The following is a 16492-nucleotide window of genomic DNA, read 5'->3' as shown; positions in this document are numbered from 1 at the left end:
CTCCCCGTGTCCCCTACAGCTACAGCGGTCGGGCGGCCGCCGCCCTACAACAGGCCCACGGCGGTGTCGACGGCCGCCGCGACGTCCCCGTCCACCGGATAGAGGAGCGAGCGCCCCACGACCAGGCCCTGCACCGTGGGCAGGCGCAGCGCCTTGCGCCACTTCTCGTACGTGCCCTCCTGGTCGTCACCGATCTCGCCGCCGAGCAGGACGGCGGGCAGGGTGGACGTCTCCATGACCCGGGCCATGTCGTCCGGATTCTCGGTGACCGGCAGCTTCAGCCAGGTGTACGCCGAGGTGCCGCCGAGACCGGAGGCGATGGCGATGGAGCGGGTCACCGCCTCGGCCGTCAGGTCGTTGCCGAGCCGTCCGTCCCTGCGGCGGCAGATGAACGGCTCGACGAAGACGGGCAGCCGCCGCTCCGCCATGGCGTCGACCGCGCGGGCGGCCGACAGGAGGGTGTCCGCCGAGCGCCCGTCCTCGTAGTCGACGCGAAGCAGCAGCTTGCCCGCGTCGAAGCCGAGGCGGGCGATGTCCTCGGCGCGGTGGCCGGTGAACCGGTCGTCCAGTTCGAAGGCGGCGCCGGCGAGGCCGCCGCGGTTCATGGAGCCGACGACGACGCGGTCCTCCAGGGCGCCGAGGAGCAGCAGGTCGTCGAGTATGTCGGCGGTGGCGAGGACGCCGTCGACGCCGGGCCGGGACAGCGCGAGGCAGAGCCGCTCCAGCAGATCGACACGGTTGGCCATGGCCAGGCGGCGGTTGCCGACGGCGAGGGCGCCCCGGGCCGGATGGTCGGCCGCGACGATCATCAGCCGTCCGCCGGGGCGCAGGAGGGGGCGGCGGCCTCGGCGGGCGGCGGCCTCGGCGATCGCCTCGGGGTGGTGCGTGCGGATCCGTACGAGTTCCGACGCGTCGACGCGGGTCACAGGGCGGCCTCCGGTGGCAGCGTTCCCGGTGTGGGGACGGGGCCGCCGCCGAGGACCTGGACGACTTCCCGGGCGTACGGCATGGCGGAGGAGCAGGCGAGCCGGGCGGCGACGATGGCGCCGGCCGCGTTGGCGTACCGCATGACGCGCGCCAGGTCCCAGCCGGCCAGCAGTCCGTGGCAGAGGGCGCCGCCGAAGGCGTCGCCTGCGCCGAGGCCGTTGACGACCTCGACGGCGACGGGCGGCACTTCGGCGACGGTGCCGTCGCGGTGGACGGCGAGGACGCCCTTGGGTCCCTGCTTGACCACGGCCAGTTCGGGTCCGGCGGCGAGGAGCGCGCGGGCGGCGGCGTACGGTTCGCGCTCTCCGACGGCGACTTCGCACTCGTCCAGGTTTCCCACCGCGACGGTGGCGTGGCGCAGGGCCTGCTCGTACAGGGGCCGGGCCGCCGCCATGAGCACCCGCGGATCGTCGTGGCTGTCGTGGCTGTCGTGGTCGACCGGGCCGTCGGGGCGGGAGTCGTCGGCGGGTGCCTTCCAGAACATCGGGCGCCAGTCGAGGTCGAAGACGGTGATGGCGGTTCCGGGCCGTCGCCCGGACGGCCGCTCCTCGGGGCTGTGTTCCCGCGCCTCGCCGCGTGCGCGCAGAGCGGTCAGCGTGGCGGCCCGGCTGGGCTCCTCGCACAGGCCGGTGCCGGTCATCCAGAAGATCCGCGCGGATCCGATGGCGTCCAGGTCCAACTCGCGCGGGTGGATCTCCAGATCGGGCGCCTTGGGCTGCCGGTAGAAGTAGAGCGGGAAGTCGTCGGGCGGGAAGATCTCGCAGAACGTCACCGGCGTGGGCCACCGGTCGACCGGTGTCACCCACCGGTCGTCCACCTCGAACTCCCGCAGGGCGTGGTGGAGATAGTCCCCGAACGCGTCCCGTCCGGTGCGGGTGATGACCGCGGTACGTCGGCCGAGCCGGGCGGCGGCCACCGCCACATTCGTCGCCGATCCGCCGAGGAACTTCCCGAAGGTGTCGACCTGCGCCAACGGGACTCCGGTGCGCAGCGGATAGAGGTCCACGCCGATCCGCCCCATGGTGATCACGTCGTACGGCTCAGGCATGCGCGTCCCCTCGTTTCGACGGCCGGTCCCAGGTCTAGTGCTCTCTCCCGACCTCTGTCAACGTTTTGTCCTTACATTCGGACGAAGGCTTGACACTCTTCTCGGACGGCCGCGAGGCTGACCGGTATGACCTCCTCCGTACCCCCGCTGAACCGCATCAGGGTCGGGTCGGCACCCGATTCCTGGGGCGTGTGGTTTCCCGACGATCCCCAGCAGGTTCCCTGGCGGCGCTTCCTCGACGAAGTGGCCCAGGCCGGATACGAGTGGATCGAACTCGGTCCGTACGGCTACCTGCCGACCGATCCGGCCCGCCTCGCCGACGAGACGGCCGCGCGTGGCCTGAAGGTCTCGGCCGGCACGGTGTTCACCGGACTTCACCATGGGCCCGCCGTCTGGGACAGGACCTGGGCGCATGTCGCCGACATCGCGGCACTCACCAGGGAGATGGGCGCGGACCATCTGGTCGTCATCCCGTCCTTCTGGCGCGACGACAAGACGGGGCAGGTGCTGGAGGACCGGACCCTCACCGCCGCGCAGTGGCACGACCTGACGGCCCAGACGGAGCGGCTCGGCCGCGAGGTGCTCGACCGCTTCGGGCTGAACATCGTGGTCCACCCGCACGCCGACACCCACATCGACAGCGAGGAGAACGTCAGCCGTTTCCTCGACGCCACCGATCCCGCCCTGGTGTCACTGTGTCTGGACACCGGGCACTACGCGTACTGCGGCGGCGACAGCGTCAAACTGATCGAGACCTACGGGGAGCGCATCGGCTATCTGCATCTCAAGCAGGTGGATCCGGAGATCCTCGCGGACGTCGTCGCCAACGAGGTACCGTTCGGGCCGGCTGTCGGACGGGGCGTGATGTGCGAGCCGCCGACCGGAGTGCCCGCGCTGGGACCGGTGCTGACGGCGGCCCAGGACCTGGATGTCGATCTCTTCGCCATCGTCGAACAGGACATGTATCCCTGCCCGCCCGACAAGCCCTATCCGATCGCCGAGCGGACGCGCCGCTTCCTCCGCTCGTGCGGCGCGTAACCGGGCGCCCCTGTCGAACAGTTGGGCCATCGACACACTCACCTCCAATGCGCCGCTTCTGTCACAGACATCCGCTTAACGTCACGCATATCTCCATTACGCGGGTTTTACGTAACAGCAGCGCGACAGCCCCTCCCTCACCGTCACTCTGAGTCGTTCAACGGGCACAGGCTCAGTGATCACCAGCGTTTCAGTCGCAGCCCTCCAGACGGCCCCCCGGCCGCCGCTGCGGCGGACGCAGGGAGGTGCCACGCATGACGGACAGAAGTCTCTGGTCCTACAAGGAGATTGCCGCGCACATCCGGGTACAGCCGGACACCGTCCGTTCGTATCGCAAGCACGGTCTGCTTCCGCCGCCGGACCACGTGGAGAACGGCAAGCCCTACTGGTACGCGGACACCGTCCGCGCCTGGGTGGCCAAGCGCCCGGGGAACAGAGGCCGCAGAGAGTGAGGGGCGGGATCTGATCCCCGCGCCGGGCCCCTGTACACGACCGGCTCCGAGGGCCCCGTACGCCACCACCGGTGGACGTACGGGGCCCTCGGTCCGGTTCAGGCCCGGGCCCCGACCTTGTCCCGCTCACCCGCCCCGGACACGGCGCCGTCGGGCCCGTCAGCGCCGTCGGCGCCGTCCGTCACGGGCGTCCCGGCCGCCGGCCGCGACTCTCCCTCGCTCACCCCGAACCGGTCGTGGAAGCGGCGCAACGGCCCCGGCGCCCACCATGTCGCCCTGCCCGTCAGCTTCATCACCGCCGGGACCAGCAGACTGCGCACCACCATCGCGTCCATGACCACCGCGAGCGCGATACCGAGCCCGAGCATCATCGTGTTGGTCACCCGCGAGGTGCCGATGGCGACCATGACCACCGCCAGGATCACCGCCGCCGCCGTGATCAGGCCTCCCGTGCGCTGAAGCCCGAATATGACGGACCGCTCGTGGTCACCGCTGCGGTCGTACTCCTCCTTGATCCGGGATATCAGGAACACCCCGTAGTCCATGGAGAGTCCGAAGGCGACGCAGAACATCAGCACCGGAAGCGTCGTCTCTATGTCCCCCGTCGGGGTGAACCCGAGCAACCCGGAGAGATGGCCGTCCTGGAAGACCCAGACGACTGCTCCGAACATCGCCGTGAGGCTGAGCGCGTTGAGCACCACCGCCTGGATGGGGATGAGGACGCTGCCGGTGAGCAGGAAGACCAGCAGCAGCGTCACCACGACGATGATGCCCGCGGCCAGGGGCAGCCGGTCCGCGATGGCGTCCTTCGAATCCACCAGTACGGCGGCCGTGCCGGTGACCGAGGTGTCGAAGGCGGCCGGCTCGGCCCGGAGTTCACGGACCAGCCGTTGGGTCCCCTGGTCCACCGACTCACCACGGGGCAGCACGGTGAAGTACGCGTGGTCGCCGGAGACGACCGGACCGTCGACCCGCAGCACATCCGGCAGACCGGCCACCCGGTCGCGGTAGTCCGCGTACTCGGCGGCCGTCGCTCCGCCTTCGCCCAGCACTTCGAGCCCACCGCCGGGGCTGCCCGGGAAACCGCTCCTAATGTCCTCCTGGACCACTCGGGCCTCGGCGCTCGACGGCAGTTGCCGGTCGTCGGCCGTGCCGAACTTGACGCCCAGGAAGGGCAGTCCGAGAAGCACCAGGCCCGTGGCCGTCGCGACCGCGAAGAGCGGAGCCCTGCGCATCACCAGCGCCGCGGTGCGTCCCCAGCCGCCGCCCGCCTCGGCCGCCGCTCCCGGCCGGGATCCGCCCGCCGTCCCGTCGCCGGGCGCCGGCTTCTTCCGTCCCCTGCTGAACAGCCGTCGCAGATCGAGGGAGTTGACCCGATGGCCGAGCAGCATCAGCGCGGCCGGCAGCAGGATCAGCGCGGCGGCCGCGGCGAGCAGCACCACCGCTATCCCGGCGTAGGCGAACGAGCGCAGGAAGTACTGCGGGAAGACCATCATCGCCGCGAGCGACACCGCCACCGTCAGCGCGGAGAACAGCACCGTCCGGCCGGCGGTGCGGAGCGTGGTACCCACCGCTTCCCGCACCTCCGAGCCCTCGGCCAGCTCCTCCCGGAATCTGCGCACGATGAACAGCGCGTAGTCCACGGCCAGTCCGAGCCCCAGGGCCGTGGTGAGATTCTGCGCGAAGACCGAGACATCCGTGATCTCGGTGATCCCGCGCAGCACGGCATTGGTCCCCAGGATGGCGACGATGCCGATACCCAGCGGCAGCAGGGCGGCGATCGCGCTGCCGAAGACCATCACGAGCAGGACCAGCGTGACCGGCAGCGCTATCAGCTCCGCCCGCAGCAGGTCCTCCTGGATGATGGCCTGCATCTCGTGCCGCACGGCGACCGGCCCGCCGACCGAGACCTCCAGCAACCCTTGCGAGCCGCGGAATTCGGGCGCTATCCGCTCCAGAGTCCTGCCGGCTTCCTTCTCCTCGCCCACGATCCTGGCCGCGATCAGCGCCTCACCCCCGTCCTCGGCGCGCAGCGCGGGCACCCTCGTCTGCCAGTACGACCCGACGCCTACGACGCCCTCCTCGGCGGCCAGCCGCTCGGTGAGCCGCTCGGCCTCGGCGGCGACGGCTGGGTCGTCCACCCCTCTGTCGCCCGCGTCGACGAGCAGCAGGAGATTCGGCTGGGAGGCCGGGAACTCACGCTCCAGCGCCTTCGTGGCGTAGGTCGACGAGGCGGCGGGATCCTCCCAGCCGCCGCTCCCCATCCGGTCGCCGACCCCGCTCCCCGCGAAGACCGCCAACGCCGTGATCACCAGGGCGACCAGCAGCGAAAGCCGTGGGCGCGCCGTGACGAACCGGGTCCAGCCGCCGATTCGCGACCCCCTGTTGACTTCGGACATAGTGCGGTGTCCCCTTCACCGTGACCCAGAGCATGGGTCAGCGACTGCCATAGAATGACAAACACGAGTGATCGCTCGCATAAATCAAGAATGCGAGCGGGGACTCGCATTTGTCAACCGCAGTCAACCGATCGAGGGATCCTGGGAGTTCACGTGCCGGAAGCGAGGAGAGGCGGAGCCGTGGAGCGAGGCATCCAGGACAGTGCAGCCAAGGGCGGCGACTCCGCGGACGAGACGGGAAAGCCGCGCCGCCGCCAGGCCCGCGGTGAGCGCCGTATCGCGCAGCTCCTCGAAGCCGCGGGCCGCGTCTTCTGCGCGACGGGCTACACGGCGGCGAGCACCAACTCCATCGCCCGGGAGGCCGGCGTCTCGCCGGGCACGCTGTACCAGTTCTTCCCGAACAAGGAAGCCATCGCCGTCGAGCTGGGTGACGTGCTCCTGAATCGCTGGCGCGCGACGTACGGCCAGGCGTTCACACCCACCCACATGGATCTGCCGCTCCCCGAGATGCTGGACGCCGTCCTCGATCCGCTGATCACGTTCAACTGCGAGAATCCGGCGTTCGCCGTCCTGATGCACGGCTCCGAGATCCCGGGGCAGGTGACGGAGGAACACGACGTCCTGCACGACACCCTGCTGACCCGGGTCGAAGAGATCCTGGGCAGCTACCTCCCCGACACCCCGCGGGCCGAGCGCGCCAGGACGGCGGAGTTCGTCTTCGTCCTGTTCAAGGGCGGCCTGGATCTGGTCCTGTCGCACGAGGGCGAGGAGCGGGAGGCCTACATCCGGGAGCTGAAGAACGCCATGTTCCGCTATCTGGACCCCCTCGTCGGCGACACACTCCCCCGCTGCCGGTCACAGCGGGAGACCAGCGCACCTGACTCCTGACTCCGCACGAGGACCACACGCCGCGATCCCGGACTCGCATTCATACCCCCTAGGGGTATAGCCTGTGAGTGTTAGGGCATCGCGGCATTTCCGCCGCTCCCTGGCACCCGTCGTTTCGTACGCCCGCCCCGGAGGAGAACGCCATGACCGCAGAGACGAAGATCGAGACGGTGACCGCCCAGGCCGCCGGTTCCTGCTGCTCGCCGACCGGCTCCTGCCACGACGGCGCCGCCGAGACCGCGACGGGCGCCGTCACGACGGTGTACGCGGTCACCGGCATGACTTGCGGCCACTGCGAAGGCGCGGTCTCCGGCGAGATCTCCGCACTGAAAGGCGTCACGTCGGTGAAGGCCGAGGCCGCCACCGGCCGGGTGACCGTGGTCTCCGAGGCCCCGCTCGACGAGAGCGACGTGCGCGCGGCGGTCGACGAGGCGGGATACGAACTGACCGGCCCGGCCTGACCAGCCTCCTCACGGGGCCGTACGCGACCGGATTCCATCCCGGCGACGTGCGGCCCTTCCGCCGTTTCGGCCGCCCGCGCCGCAATAGCCCTGCTCAGCCCCATGATCGGCGAGGCAGTGCGACGGTATTTTCACCTATTTTCGTAGTAACCAACAATTTGCGGCCCCGCTCCTTCACATGAGGCACAGGACCTTCACAAAGAGATCTAGATCACATAGATTTAGGGGTAACCATCCGGGCAGCTCGCGAGTCTAAGAGGCGATGCCGAGAACGTCTTGGGGGACGTTCATGAGATGTCTTGGGGGATGTCTCAGGCAAGCGTTGGCCGGGGGACGTGCAACTGGGGAGCTTTGAGCGGCCCCCCTGGTTCGTACGTACCCCGGCAGACCGCGTGAAACTGGCTTCTGCCGGCAACCGCAGACGCCCGGCCCGGATCCCGTGGGGGGAATCCGCACCGGGGATATGGGAAGCGCCCCGCTATACCGACCCGTGGGGGGATCGGGAAGCGGGGCGCTTTCTGTTGCGCTCGGGTGGCGTCCGGCCCGCAGGGCCGTCGGCCTGACAACGATGACCGTCCGGTCGAAGGCTCAGCGGCTCTCGACAGGCACGAAGTCGCGCAGGACCTCGCCGGTGTAGATCTGGCGCGGGCGGCCGATGCGGGAGCCGGGCTCCTTGATCATCTCGTGCCACTGGGCGATCCAGCCGGGCAGCCGGCCGATCGCGAAGAGCACGGTGAACATCTCGGTCGGGAAGCCCATGGCCCGGTAGATCAGACCCGTGTAGAAGTCCACGTTCGGGTAGAGGTTGCGCGAGACGAAGTAGTCGTCGGAGAGCGCGTGCTCCTCCAGCTTCAGCGCGATGTCCAGCAGCTCGTCGGACTTGCCGAGCGCCGAGAGGACATCGTGCGCCGCCGCCTTGATGATCTTCGCCCGCGGGTCGAAGCTCTTGTAGACGCGGTGGCCGAAGCCCATCAGACGGACGCCGTCCTCCTTGTTCTTCACCTTGTTGATGAAGGAGTCGACATCACCGCCGTTGGCCTGGATGCCCTCGAGCATCTCCAGCACCGACTGGTTGGCGCCACCGTGCAGCGGGCCCCAGAGGGCGCTGATGCCGGCGGAGATCGAGGCGAACATGTTCGCCTGCGACGAGCCGACCAGACGCACGGTGGAGGTCGAACAGTTCTGCTCGTGGTCGGCGTGCAGGATCAGCAGCTTGTCGAGGGCCGCGACCACCACCGGGTCCAGGTCGTACTCCTGGGCGGGGACCGAGAAGGTCATACGCAGGAAGTTCTCGACGTACCCGAGGTCGTTGCGCGGGTAGACGAAGGGGTGCCCGATCGACTTCTTGTAGGCGTACGCCGCGATCGTCGGCAGCTTGGCCAGCAGCCGGATCGTCGAGAGGTGGCGCTGCTGCTCGTCGAACGGGTTGTGGCTGTCCTGGTAGAACGTCGACAGCGCGCTGACCACGGAGGACAGCATCGCCATCGGGTGCGCGTCACGCGGGAAGCCGTCGAAGAAGCGCTTCACGTCCTCGTGCAGCAGCGTGTGCTGGGTGATCTCGTTCTTGAAGGACGACAGCTCGTCGACCTTGGGAAGTTCACCGTTGATGAGCAGGTAGCCCACCTCGAGGAACGTCGAGCTTTCGGCAAGCTGCTCGATGGGGTAGCCGCGGTACCGGAGGATGCCCTGTTCACCGTCGAGATAGGTGACGGCGGATTTATAGGCGGCGGTGTTGCCGTAGCCGCTGTCCAGAGTCACCAGGCCGGTCTGGGCCCGCAGCTTCCCGATGTCGAAGCCCTTGTCGCCGACGGTGCTGTCGATCACCGGGTAGGTGTATTCGCCATCGCCGTACCGCAGTACTACAGAGTTGTCGCTCACGTCATCCCTCACCGACGTAGTGCCTCTTCTTCGAGGTGCCCTGACTGTCTCTACCATCCCCCATTTGGCTCAGGAGAGTGCACTCGGGGTCGACCATTAGGCCTATTCGCGGCACTGAGTGCCGCCAACTTTCACATCCTGCCCCCTTCGCCCCGGTTCCGAAAGTCCGGGGTGGGCATTCCCTCCGCCGGACACTCCTCTGGAGGGGGTCGGCGCGCCCGGGAACGGCGCCCGCCCCGGCCCCGTTTCCGGCGCACGTCCGCGTCAGAAGCCGCCGGACCTGAGGCTGCCCGACAGCCGGTGGTCGAGGGCGGTGAAGCGACGGCCGGCCGAGACCGTACGGACAGCCTGGCCTATCGCCTTCCGGGAGCCGACCAGGACGACGAGCTTCTTGGCCCGGGTGACCGCCGTGTAGAGCAGATTCCGCTGGAGCATCATCCAGGCGCCGGTCGTGACGGGGATGACCACGGCCGGGTACTCGCTGCCCTGCGAGCGGTGGATCGTCATCGCGTACGCGTGAGCCAGCTCGTCCAACTCGTCGAAGTCGTAAGGCACTTCCTCGTCCTCGTCCGTCCGCACCGTCAGACACTGGTCGTCCAGGTTCAGCGAGGTCACGACCCCGACCGTGCCGTTGAAGACCCCGTTCCGCCCCTTGTCGTAGTTGTTGCGGATCTGGGTGACCTTGTCGCCGACGCGGAAGACGCGGCCGCCGAGCCGCTTCTCCGGCAGCTCGGGCCGGGCGGGGGTGATGGCCTGCTGGAGCAGGCCGTTGAGGGTGCCCGCGCCGGCCGGACCGCGGTGCATCGGGGCCAGCACCTGGATGTCGCGCCGCGGGTCGAGGCCGAAGGTGGCGGGGATCCGGCGGGCCGCGACATCCACCGTGAGCTTCCCGGCTTCCTCCGTCTCGTCCTCCACGAAGAGGAAGAAGTCACTGAGGCCCTGGGTGATGGGCTGGACCCCGGAGTTGATGCGATGGGCGTTGGTGACCACTCCCGACTGCTGGGCCTGCCGGAAGATCCGCGTCAGACGTACCTGGGGCACGGGCCCGCCGTCGGCCAGCAGGTCGCGCAGCACCTCGCCCGCCCCCACCGAGGGCAGCTGGTCCACATCACCGACGAGCAGCAGATGCGCACCGGGTGCCACCGCCTTCACGAGCTTGTTGGCGAGCAGCAGATCCAGCATGGACGCCTCGTCGACCACGACCAGATCGGCGTCGAGCGGCCGGTCCCTGTCGTACGCGGCGTCGCCGCCCGGTTTGAGCTCCAGCAGCCGGTGGACCGTGGACGCCTCGGCGCCGGTGAGTTCGGCGAGGCGCTTGGCGGCCCGGCCGGTGGGCGCCGCGAGCACCACCTTCGCCTTCTTGGCCCTGGCCAGCTCCACGATCGAGCGGACCGTGAAGGACTTTCCACAGCCCGGCCCGCCGGTCAGGACGGCGACCTTACGAGTGAGGGCGAGCCGCACCGCCGCCTCCTGCTCGGGCGCCAGCTCGGCTCCTGTGCGGCCCGCGAGCCAGGGCAGGGCCTTCTCCCAGACAACGTCCTGGAAGGCGGGCATCCGGTCCTCCCCGGCGCGCAGCAGCCGCAGCAGCTGGGCGGAGAGGGACAGCTCGGCGCGGTGGAAGGGCACCAGGTAGACGGCGGTGACCGGCTCGCCCCCGTCGGGGCCCGGCACCTTCTCCCTGACGACTCCCTCGTCCTCGGCGGCCAGCTCGGCGAGGCAGTCGATGACCAGGCCGGTGTCGACCTGGAGGAGCTTCACCGCGTCGGAGATGAGCTGCTCCTCGGGCAGGAAGCAGTGGCCCTGGTCGGTGGACTGGGAGAGCGCGTACTGCAGTCCGGCCTTGGCGCGGTCGGGACTGTCGTGGGGGATGCCGACGGCCTGCGCGATGCGGTCGGCGGTGAGGAAGCCGATGCCCCAGACGTCGGCGGCGAGCCGGTAGGGCTCGTTCTTCACGACGGAGATCGAGGCGTCGCCGTACTTCTTGTAGATCCGGACGGCGATCGAGGTGGACACACCGACGCCCTGAAGGAAGATCATGACTTCCTTGATGGCCTTCTGTTCCTCCCAGGCGGCGCCGATCAACTTCGTCCGTTTGGGGCCGAGGCCGGGAACCTCGACGAGCCGCTTGGGCTCCTTCTCGATGATCTCCAGGGTGTCGACGCCGAAATGCTCGACGATCCGCTCGGCGATGCGCGGACCGATGCCCTTGATCAGACCGGAGCCCAGATAGCGGCGGATGCCCTGGATGGTCGCGGGCAGGACCGTCGTGTAGTTCTCCACCGTGAACTGCTTGCCGTACTGGGGGTGCGAGGCCCAACGGCCCTCCATGCGCAGGGACTCCCCCGGCTGCGCGCCGAGGAGCGAGCCGACCACGGTGAGCAGATCGGCGCCCCGGCCGGTGTCGACGCGGGCGACCGTGTAGCCGTTCTCCTCGTTGCTGTACGTGATCCGCTCAAGAACGCCTTCGAGCACGGCCGGATTGGACATGATCCGACGCTACCGCCCGGGTACGACAGCGGGACCGCCCTGTGGACAACTCACGGTCGCACAGCGCTTCGAGGGAGCGTCCGGAAAGCTTTAGGGGCCCGGTCCACCGGACCGGGCCCCACGCGCTCCCCCCTCCGACACAAAGCTTCCCGATCCCCCCGGACCCCTCCCCGGAAGCCTTGATGCCATGTACGACAGACATCACCGCGAAAGGGTTGCACGGTTGCGGGCAGTTATTTTTTCTGGCATCAGAAATGCTGATAGAAGATGACAGAAATAATCATTTCCCTACGAGGGAGGCTTCGTCGCGACAGACGGGCCACCCTTACAGCGCATGCCTCACATACCTCGCCGCGACATCGGCCAGCAGCTCAGCGCCGTCCCGCACCCACAGGGTGTCGTTGAAGAGTTCGACCTCGACGGGGCCGTCGTACCCGGCCGCGTCGACGCGTTCGCGCCATGCCCGCAGGTCGATCGCCCCGTCACCGATCAGGCCGCGGCCGTTCAGCACCCCGGCGGGCAACGGGGTGGTCCAGTCGGCCAGTTGGAAGGAGTGGATCCGGTCCGCCGCCCTGGCGATCGCCGCCGGGGCCCGGTCGTCCCACCAGACGTGGTAGGTGTCCACGACGACCCCGACCTGCTCGGCGGGGAAGCGTTCCGCGAGATCCAGCGCCTGGTCGAGCGTGGAGACGACGCAGCGGTCGGAAGCGTACATCGGGTGCAGCGGCTCGATCGCAAGCCGTACCCCGCGCTCCCCGGCGTACGGCGCCAGGACCGCGAGCGCGTCCGCGATCCGTTCACGCGCCCCGTGCAGATCCCGGCTGCCGGCCGGCAGCCCGCCCGACACCAGGACCAGGGTGTCGGTGCCAAGGGTGACGGCCTCGTCGATCGCCGCGCGGTTGTCGTCCAGGGCGTCGGCCCGTGCCGCGGGGTCGCTCGCCGTGAGGAAACCGCCGCGGCACAGGGTGGTGACGGCGAGCCCGGCGTCGCGTACGAGCTTGGCCGCGGCCTCCGTGCCGTACGCCCGCACCGGCTCACGCCACAGGCCCACGCCCGGGACGCCGAGTCGCACACATGCCTCGGTCAGCTCGGGGAGGGTGAGCTGTTTGACCGTCATCTGGTTGATGCTGAACCGGCTGAGGTCGCCAGGCAGTCCGGTCGCACGCGCGTCGGGCACGTCGGACGCCCCAGTCACTTCGGTCACGTCGATCGCCCCGTTCATGTCCGTCACTGGTCCACTCCGTACACGCCGAGCAGGGACTTCATCCGGGCCTCGGCCGCGGTCGGGTCCGGGAACAGGCCCAGCCCGTCGGCCAGTTCGTACGCGCGCGCCAGATGCGGAAGCGAACGGGCCGACTGGAGGCCGCCGACCATGGCGAAGTGGTCTTGGTGCCCGGCCAGCCAGGCGAGGAACACGACGCCCGTCTTGTAGAAGCGGGTGGGGGCCTGGAAGAGGTGGCGGGAGAGTTCGACCGTGGGGTCGAGCAGTTCCCGGAAGCCCTTCGCGTCACCCGTGTCCAGGACGCGTACGGCTTCGGCGGCCACCGGTCCGAGCGGGTCGAAGATGCCCAGCAGCGCGTGGCTGAAGCCGCGTTCGTCGCCCGCGATCAGCTCGGGGTAGTTGAAGTCGTCGCCCGTGTAGCAGCGCACGCCCTGCGGGAGACGCCGGCGCAGCTCGACCTCGCGACGCGCGTCCAGCAGCGAGACCTTGATCCCGTCGATCTTGTCCGGGTGTTCGGAGATGACCTGGAGGAACGTCTCGGTGGCCGCGTCGAGGTCCGTGCTGCCCCAGTAGCCGTCCAGCGCCGGGTCGAACATCGGGCCCAGCCAGTGCAGTACGACGGGCTCGTCCGCCTGCCGCAGCAGATGGGCGTAGACGGCCAGATAGTCCTCGGGGCCTCGGGCCGCGGCGGCGAGCGCGCGTGAGGCCATCAGGATGGCCTGGGAGCCGGTTTCCTCGACGAGCGCGAGCTGTTCCTCGTACGCCGCCCGCACGTCCTCCAGGGAATGTGCTCCCGGCGCGAGTTGGTCGGTGCCCACTCCGCACGCGATCCGGCCGCCGGTGGACCGCGCCTCCGCGGCCGAACGGCGGATCAGCTCGGCCGCGCCCGCCCAGTCCAGACCCATGCCGCGCTGCGCGGTGTCCATGGCCTCGGCGACCCCGAGGCCGTGCGACCACAGATGGCGGCGGAAGGCGAGCGTGGTGTCCCAGTCGACGACGACCGGCGCTCCGGGGCTGCTGTCCGCGTACGGGTCGGCGACGACGTGCGCGGCGGAGAAGACCGTACGGGAGACGAGCGGGGCGGCGTCGGCGCCCTCGGTGGTGAAGGCGGCGGGTTCGCGGCGCGGCCGGTAGGTGCGCAGCAGGCCGTCCGCGTCCGGGAGCCGGAGCCCTTGCCCCGATGTCCTTACGGAGGGCGTGTCGGGCGCCGGGGAGGGTGAGGTTCGGGTGGTCACAGCGAGAGCTCCGGTACGTCGAAGCGGCGTCCCTGCGCCGAGGACTTGAGCCCGAGTTCCGCGAGTTGTACGCCGCGGGCGCCGGCGAGCAGGTCCCAGCGGTACGGCTCGCCGAGCGTGATGTGGCGCAGGAAGAGCTCCCACTGGGCCTTGAAGCCGTTGTCGAACTCGGTGTTGTCCGGCAGCTCCTGCCACTGGTCGCGGAAGGACTCGGTGGCGGCCAGGTCCGGGTTCCAGACGGGCTTGGGGGTGGCGCTGCGGTGCTGGACACGGCAGCGGCGCAGTCCGGCCACCGCCGAGCCGTGTGTGCCGTCGACCTGGAACTCCACGAGCTCGTCCCGGTTGACCCGCACCGCCCAGGAGGAGTTGATCTGCGCGACGATGCCGCCCTCCAGCTCGAAGATCCCGTAGGCGGAGTCGTCGGCGGTCGCCGCGTACGGCTTGCCCTGCTCGTCCCAGCGCCGCGGGATGTGGGTGGTGATGTGCGCCGAGACGGAGTTGACCTTGCCGAACAGCTCGTGCAGGACGTACTCCCAGTGCGGGAACATGTCGACGGTGATACCGCCGCCGTCCTCGGTCCGGTAGTTCCAGGACGGGCGTTGCGATTCCTGCCAGTCGCCTTCGAAGACCCAGTAGCCGAACTCGCCTCGTACGGAGAGGATCTCGCCGAAGAAGCCGCCGTCGATGAGGCGCTTCAGCTTCAGCAGGCCAGGAAGGAAGATCTTGTCCTGGACGACACCGTGCTTGACGCCTGCGCTCTGGGCGAGGCGGGCGAGATCCAGGGCGCCTTCGAGGTCGGTCGCGGTCGGCTTCTCCGTGTAGATGTGCTTCCCGGCAGCAACGGCTTTCTTGATGGCCTCGACTCGCGCGGAGGTGACCTGCGCGTCGAAGTAGATGTCGACGGTGTCGTCGGCGAGGACGGTGTCGAGGTCGGTGGACCACTCGGTGAGGCCGTGCCGTTCGGCGACCTCTCTCAGGGCGTGCTCACGGCGGCCGACGAGAACGGGCTCGGGCCAGAGCACCTCACCGTCGCCGAGGTCCAGTCCGCCCTGTTCGCGGATCGCGAGGATGGAACGCACCAGGTGCTGCCGGTACCCCATCCGCCCCGTGACGCCGTTCATGGCGATCCGCACTGTCCTGCGTGTCACGAAGTTCCCTCCATACGGCCGTAGCAAGCGCTTTCTATAAGGTATGAAGCTAGCCTGCCGAAAGCGACCGGACAAGAGTCCGGCGCCGATCTGCTCCCTCACCCACCTTTCGGAGGAACCGCCGATGACAGTCACCCTGGCCGATGTGGCGGCCCGCGCCCGGGTGTCGCCCGCCACCGTTTCCCGCGTGCTGAACGGCAACTACCCGGTGGCCGCATCCACCAGGGAGCGCGTACTGCGGGCCGTGGACGAGCTGGACTACGTACTGAACGGACCGGCCAGCTCGCTCGCCGCCGCCACGTCCGACCTGGTCGGGATCTTGGTCAACGACATCGCCGACCCGTTCTTCGGGATCATGGCCGGGGCCGCGCAGACCGAGATCGGCGGCCAGGAGGGAACGGGCCGGGCAGGAGGCGAGAAGCTCGCCGTCGTCTGCAACACGGGCGGCTCCCCCGAGCGGGAACTGACCTATCTCACCCTCCTCCAGCGCCAGCGGGCCGCCGCCGTGATCCTCACCGGTGGCGCCCTCGAAGACCCCACTCATATCGCGGCGATGTCGGCCAAGCTGACCAAACTCGCCGACGCGGGGACGCACGTGGTGCTGTGCGGGCGGCCTCCACTGCCGGGCAGCAGCGCGGTCGTGGCATCGCTGGCCTTCGACAACCGGGGTGGCGGGCGGCGGCTCACCGAGCATCTGCTGGCACTGGGGCACCGCAGGATCGGATACGTCGCGGGACCGGCCGAGCGCACCACGACCCGGCACCGGCTGGAGGGCCACCGGACGGCGCTGACCGCCGCGGGGCTGAGCGAGGACCAGGGTCCGCTGACGGTGCACGGCCCCTACGACCGGCGCTCGGGATACGAGGCGACGCTGGAACTGCTGCGGCGCTCGCCGGACCTGACGGCGGTGGTGGCCGCGAACGACACGGTGGCGCTCGGCGCGTGCGCGGCGGTGCGCGACCAGGGCCTGCGCATTCCGCAGGACATCTCGGTGGCGGGCTTCGACGACCTGCCGTTCTCGGTCGACGCGGTGCCGGCACTGACGACGGTGCGGCTGCCCCTGTACGAGGCGGGGGCGCGGGCCGGCCGGCTGGCGATGGGGGCGGAGGCTCCGCCGCCCGGTGGGATCACCACGATCGCGGCGGAGTTGATGGCGCGGGCTTCGACGGCGCCGCCACGGGGCTGAGGGGGACACGGGCTTGGGCCCGCGCGCGGGTACGCGCGTGCGGGCGGGAGTACGCGCACGCGG

At 69.6% G+C, this 16492-nt stretch carries 13 protein-coding genes; 5 read left to right on the top strand and 8 right to left on the bottom strand.

The features are described 5' to 3' along the window. Positions 1 to 44: 44 nt before the first annotated feature. Both P3L51_RS10920 and iolC read right to left on the bottom strand, forming a co-directional pair. Complete coding sequence (locus tag P3L51_RS10920) at positions 45 to 926, bottom strand: Cgl0159 family (beta/alpha)8-fold protein (RefSeq protein WP_354604927.1); 882 nt, start codon at positions 924 to 926, stop codon at positions 45 to 47. Beyond that, complete coding sequence (gene iolC, locus P3L51_RS10915; protein ID WP_354604926.1) at positions 923 to 2035, bottom strand: 5-dehydro-2-deoxygluconokinase; 1113 nt, start codon at positions 2033 to 2035, stop codon at positions 923 to 925. Before iolC ends, P3L51_RS10920 begins: the two co-directional genes overlap by 4 nt. 126 nt (positions 2036 to 2161) lie before the next feature. On the opposite strand from iolC, the gene P3L51_RS10910 reads away from it, so the two are divergent. Further along, a complete protein-coding gene (locus P3L51_RS10910; RefSeq protein ID WP_354604925.1) occupies positions 2162 to 3073 on the top strand; it encodes a sugar phosphate isomerase/epimerase family protein in 912 nt (303 codons plus the stop codon). 254 nt (positions 3074 to 3327) lie between these two features. After that, positions 3328 to 3525: a helix-turn-helix transcriptional regulator gene (locus P3L51_RS10905; RefSeq protein WP_023541603.1), complete on the top strand. Its 198-nt coding sequence runs from the start codon at positions 3328 to 3330 to the stop codon at positions 3523 to 3525. A 98-nt stretch (positions 3526 to 3623) separates the two neighbouring features. On the opposite strand, the gene P3L51_RS10900 is transcribed toward P3L51_RS10905, so the two are convergent. Further along, positions 3624 to 5924, bottom strand: coding sequence for an MMPL family transporter (locus P3L51_RS10900; protein ID WP_354604924.1), 2301 nt, complete (start codon positions 5922 to 5924; stop codon positions 3624 to 3626). A gap of 153 nt (positions 5925 to 6077) precedes the next feature. Here P3L51_RS10900 and P3L51_RS10895 point away from each other — a divergent pair, with 153 nt between their 5' ends. Further along, positions 6078 to 6812: a TetR/AcrR family transcriptional regulator gene (locus P3L51_RS10895; protein WP_435594423.1), complete on the top strand. Its 735-nt coding sequence runs from the start codon at positions 6078 to 6080 to the stop codon at positions 6810 to 6812. Between the two features lie 143 nt (positions 6813 to 6955). Next, entirely contained in the window at positions 6956 to 7273 is a 318-nt protein-coding gene (locus P3L51_RS10890) for a heavy-metal-associated domain-containing protein (protein WP_354604922.1), read from the top strand. 588 nt (positions 7274 to 7861) lie between these two features. On the opposite strand, the gene P3L51_RS10885 is transcribed toward P3L51_RS10890, so the two are convergent. The 5 genes from P3L51_RS10885 to P3L51_RS10865 form a co-directional block, all read right to left on the bottom strand. Beyond that, positions 7862 to 9151, bottom strand: a complete 1290-nt coding sequence (locus tag P3L51_RS10885) for a citrate synthase (RefSeq protein ID WP_354604921.1) — start codon at positions 9149 to 9151, stop codon at positions 7862 to 7864. 264 nt (positions 9152 to 9415) lie between these two features. Next, the gene (gene recD2, locus P3L51_RS10880; protein ID WP_354604920.1) at positions 9416 to 11638 is read right to left on the bottom strand and encodes an SF1B family DNA helicase RecD2; all 2223 of its coding nucleotides are present in this window, start codon (positions 11636 to 11638) and stop codon (positions 9416 to 9418) included. A gap of 325 nt (positions 11639 to 11963) precedes the next feature. Beyond that, positions 11964 to 12755: a sugar phosphate isomerase/epimerase family protein gene (locus tag P3L51_RS10875; RefSeq protein ID WP_354604953.1), complete on the bottom strand. Its 792-nt coding sequence runs from the start codon at positions 12753 to 12755 to the stop codon at positions 11964 to 11966. A gap of 110 nt (positions 12756 to 12865) precedes the next feature. Continuing rightward, a complete protein-coding gene (locus P3L51_RS10870; RefSeq protein ID WP_354604919.1) occupies positions 12866 to 14095 on the bottom strand; it encodes a dihydrodipicolinate synthase family protein in 1230 nt (409 codons plus the stop codon). Continuing rightward, on the bottom strand, positions 14092 to 15243 hold the full coding sequence (locus tag P3L51_RS10865; RefSeq protein ID WP_354604918.1) for a Gfo/Idh/MocA family protein: 1152 nt from the start codon (positions 15241 to 15243) through the stop codon (positions 14092 to 14094). Before P3L51_RS10865 ends, P3L51_RS10870 begins: the two co-directional genes overlap by 4 nt. 124 nt (positions 15244 to 15367) lie before the next feature. Between P3L51_RS10865 and P3L51_RS10860 the strand changes: the two genes are divergently transcribed. Further along, entirely contained in the window at positions 15368 to 16429 is a 1062-nt protein-coding gene (locus tag P3L51_RS10860) for a LacI family DNA-binding transcriptional regulator (RefSeq protein ID WP_354604917.1), read from the top strand. Positions 16430 to 16492 lie beyond the last annotated feature (63 nt).

The sequence above is a fragment of the Streptomyces panacea genome, from assembly GCF_040560175.1.
In the GTDB taxonomy this organism is placed as follows: domain Bacteria; phylum Actinomycetota; class Actinomycetes; order Streptomycetales; family Streptomycetaceae; genus Streptomyces; species Streptomyces panacea.
This window is presented reverse-complemented; position numbering and strand designations above follow the sequence as displayed.

Bases quoted from the DNA above. Each gene is read 5' to 3' on its own strand.
- P3L51_RS10905 (WP_023541603.1), top strand. From the start codon at position 3,328: ATGACGGACAGAAGTCTCTGGTCCTACAAGGAGATTGCCGCGCACATC.
- recD2 (WP_354604920.1), bottom strand. From the start codon at position 11,638: ATGTCCAATCCGGCCGTGCTCGAAGGCGTTCTTGAGCGGATCACGTAC.
- P3L51_RS10900 (WP_354604924.1), bottom strand. From the start codon at position 5,924: ATGTCCGAAGTCAACAGGGGGTCGCGAATCGGCGGCTGGACCCGGTTC.
- iolC (WP_354604926.1), bottom strand. From the start codon at position 2,035: ATGCCTGAGCCGTACGACGTGATCACCATGGGGCGGATCGGCGTGGAC.
- P3L51_RS10860 (WP_354604917.1), top strand. From the start codon at position 15,368: ATGACAGTCACCCTGGCCGATGTGGCGGCCCGCGCCCGGGTGTCGCCC.
- P3L51_RS10910 (WP_354604925.1), top strand. From the start codon at position 2,162: ATGACCTCCTCCGTACCCCCGCTGAACCGCATCAGGGTCGGGTCGGCA.
- P3L51_RS10890 (WP_354604922.1), top strand. From the start codon at position 6,956: ATGACCGCAGAGACGAAGATCGAGACGGTGACCGCCCAGGCCGCCGGT.
- P3L51_RS10875 (WP_354604953.1), bottom strand. From the start codon at position 12,755: ATGACGGTCAAACAGCTCACCCTCCCCGAGCTGACCGAGGCATGTGTG.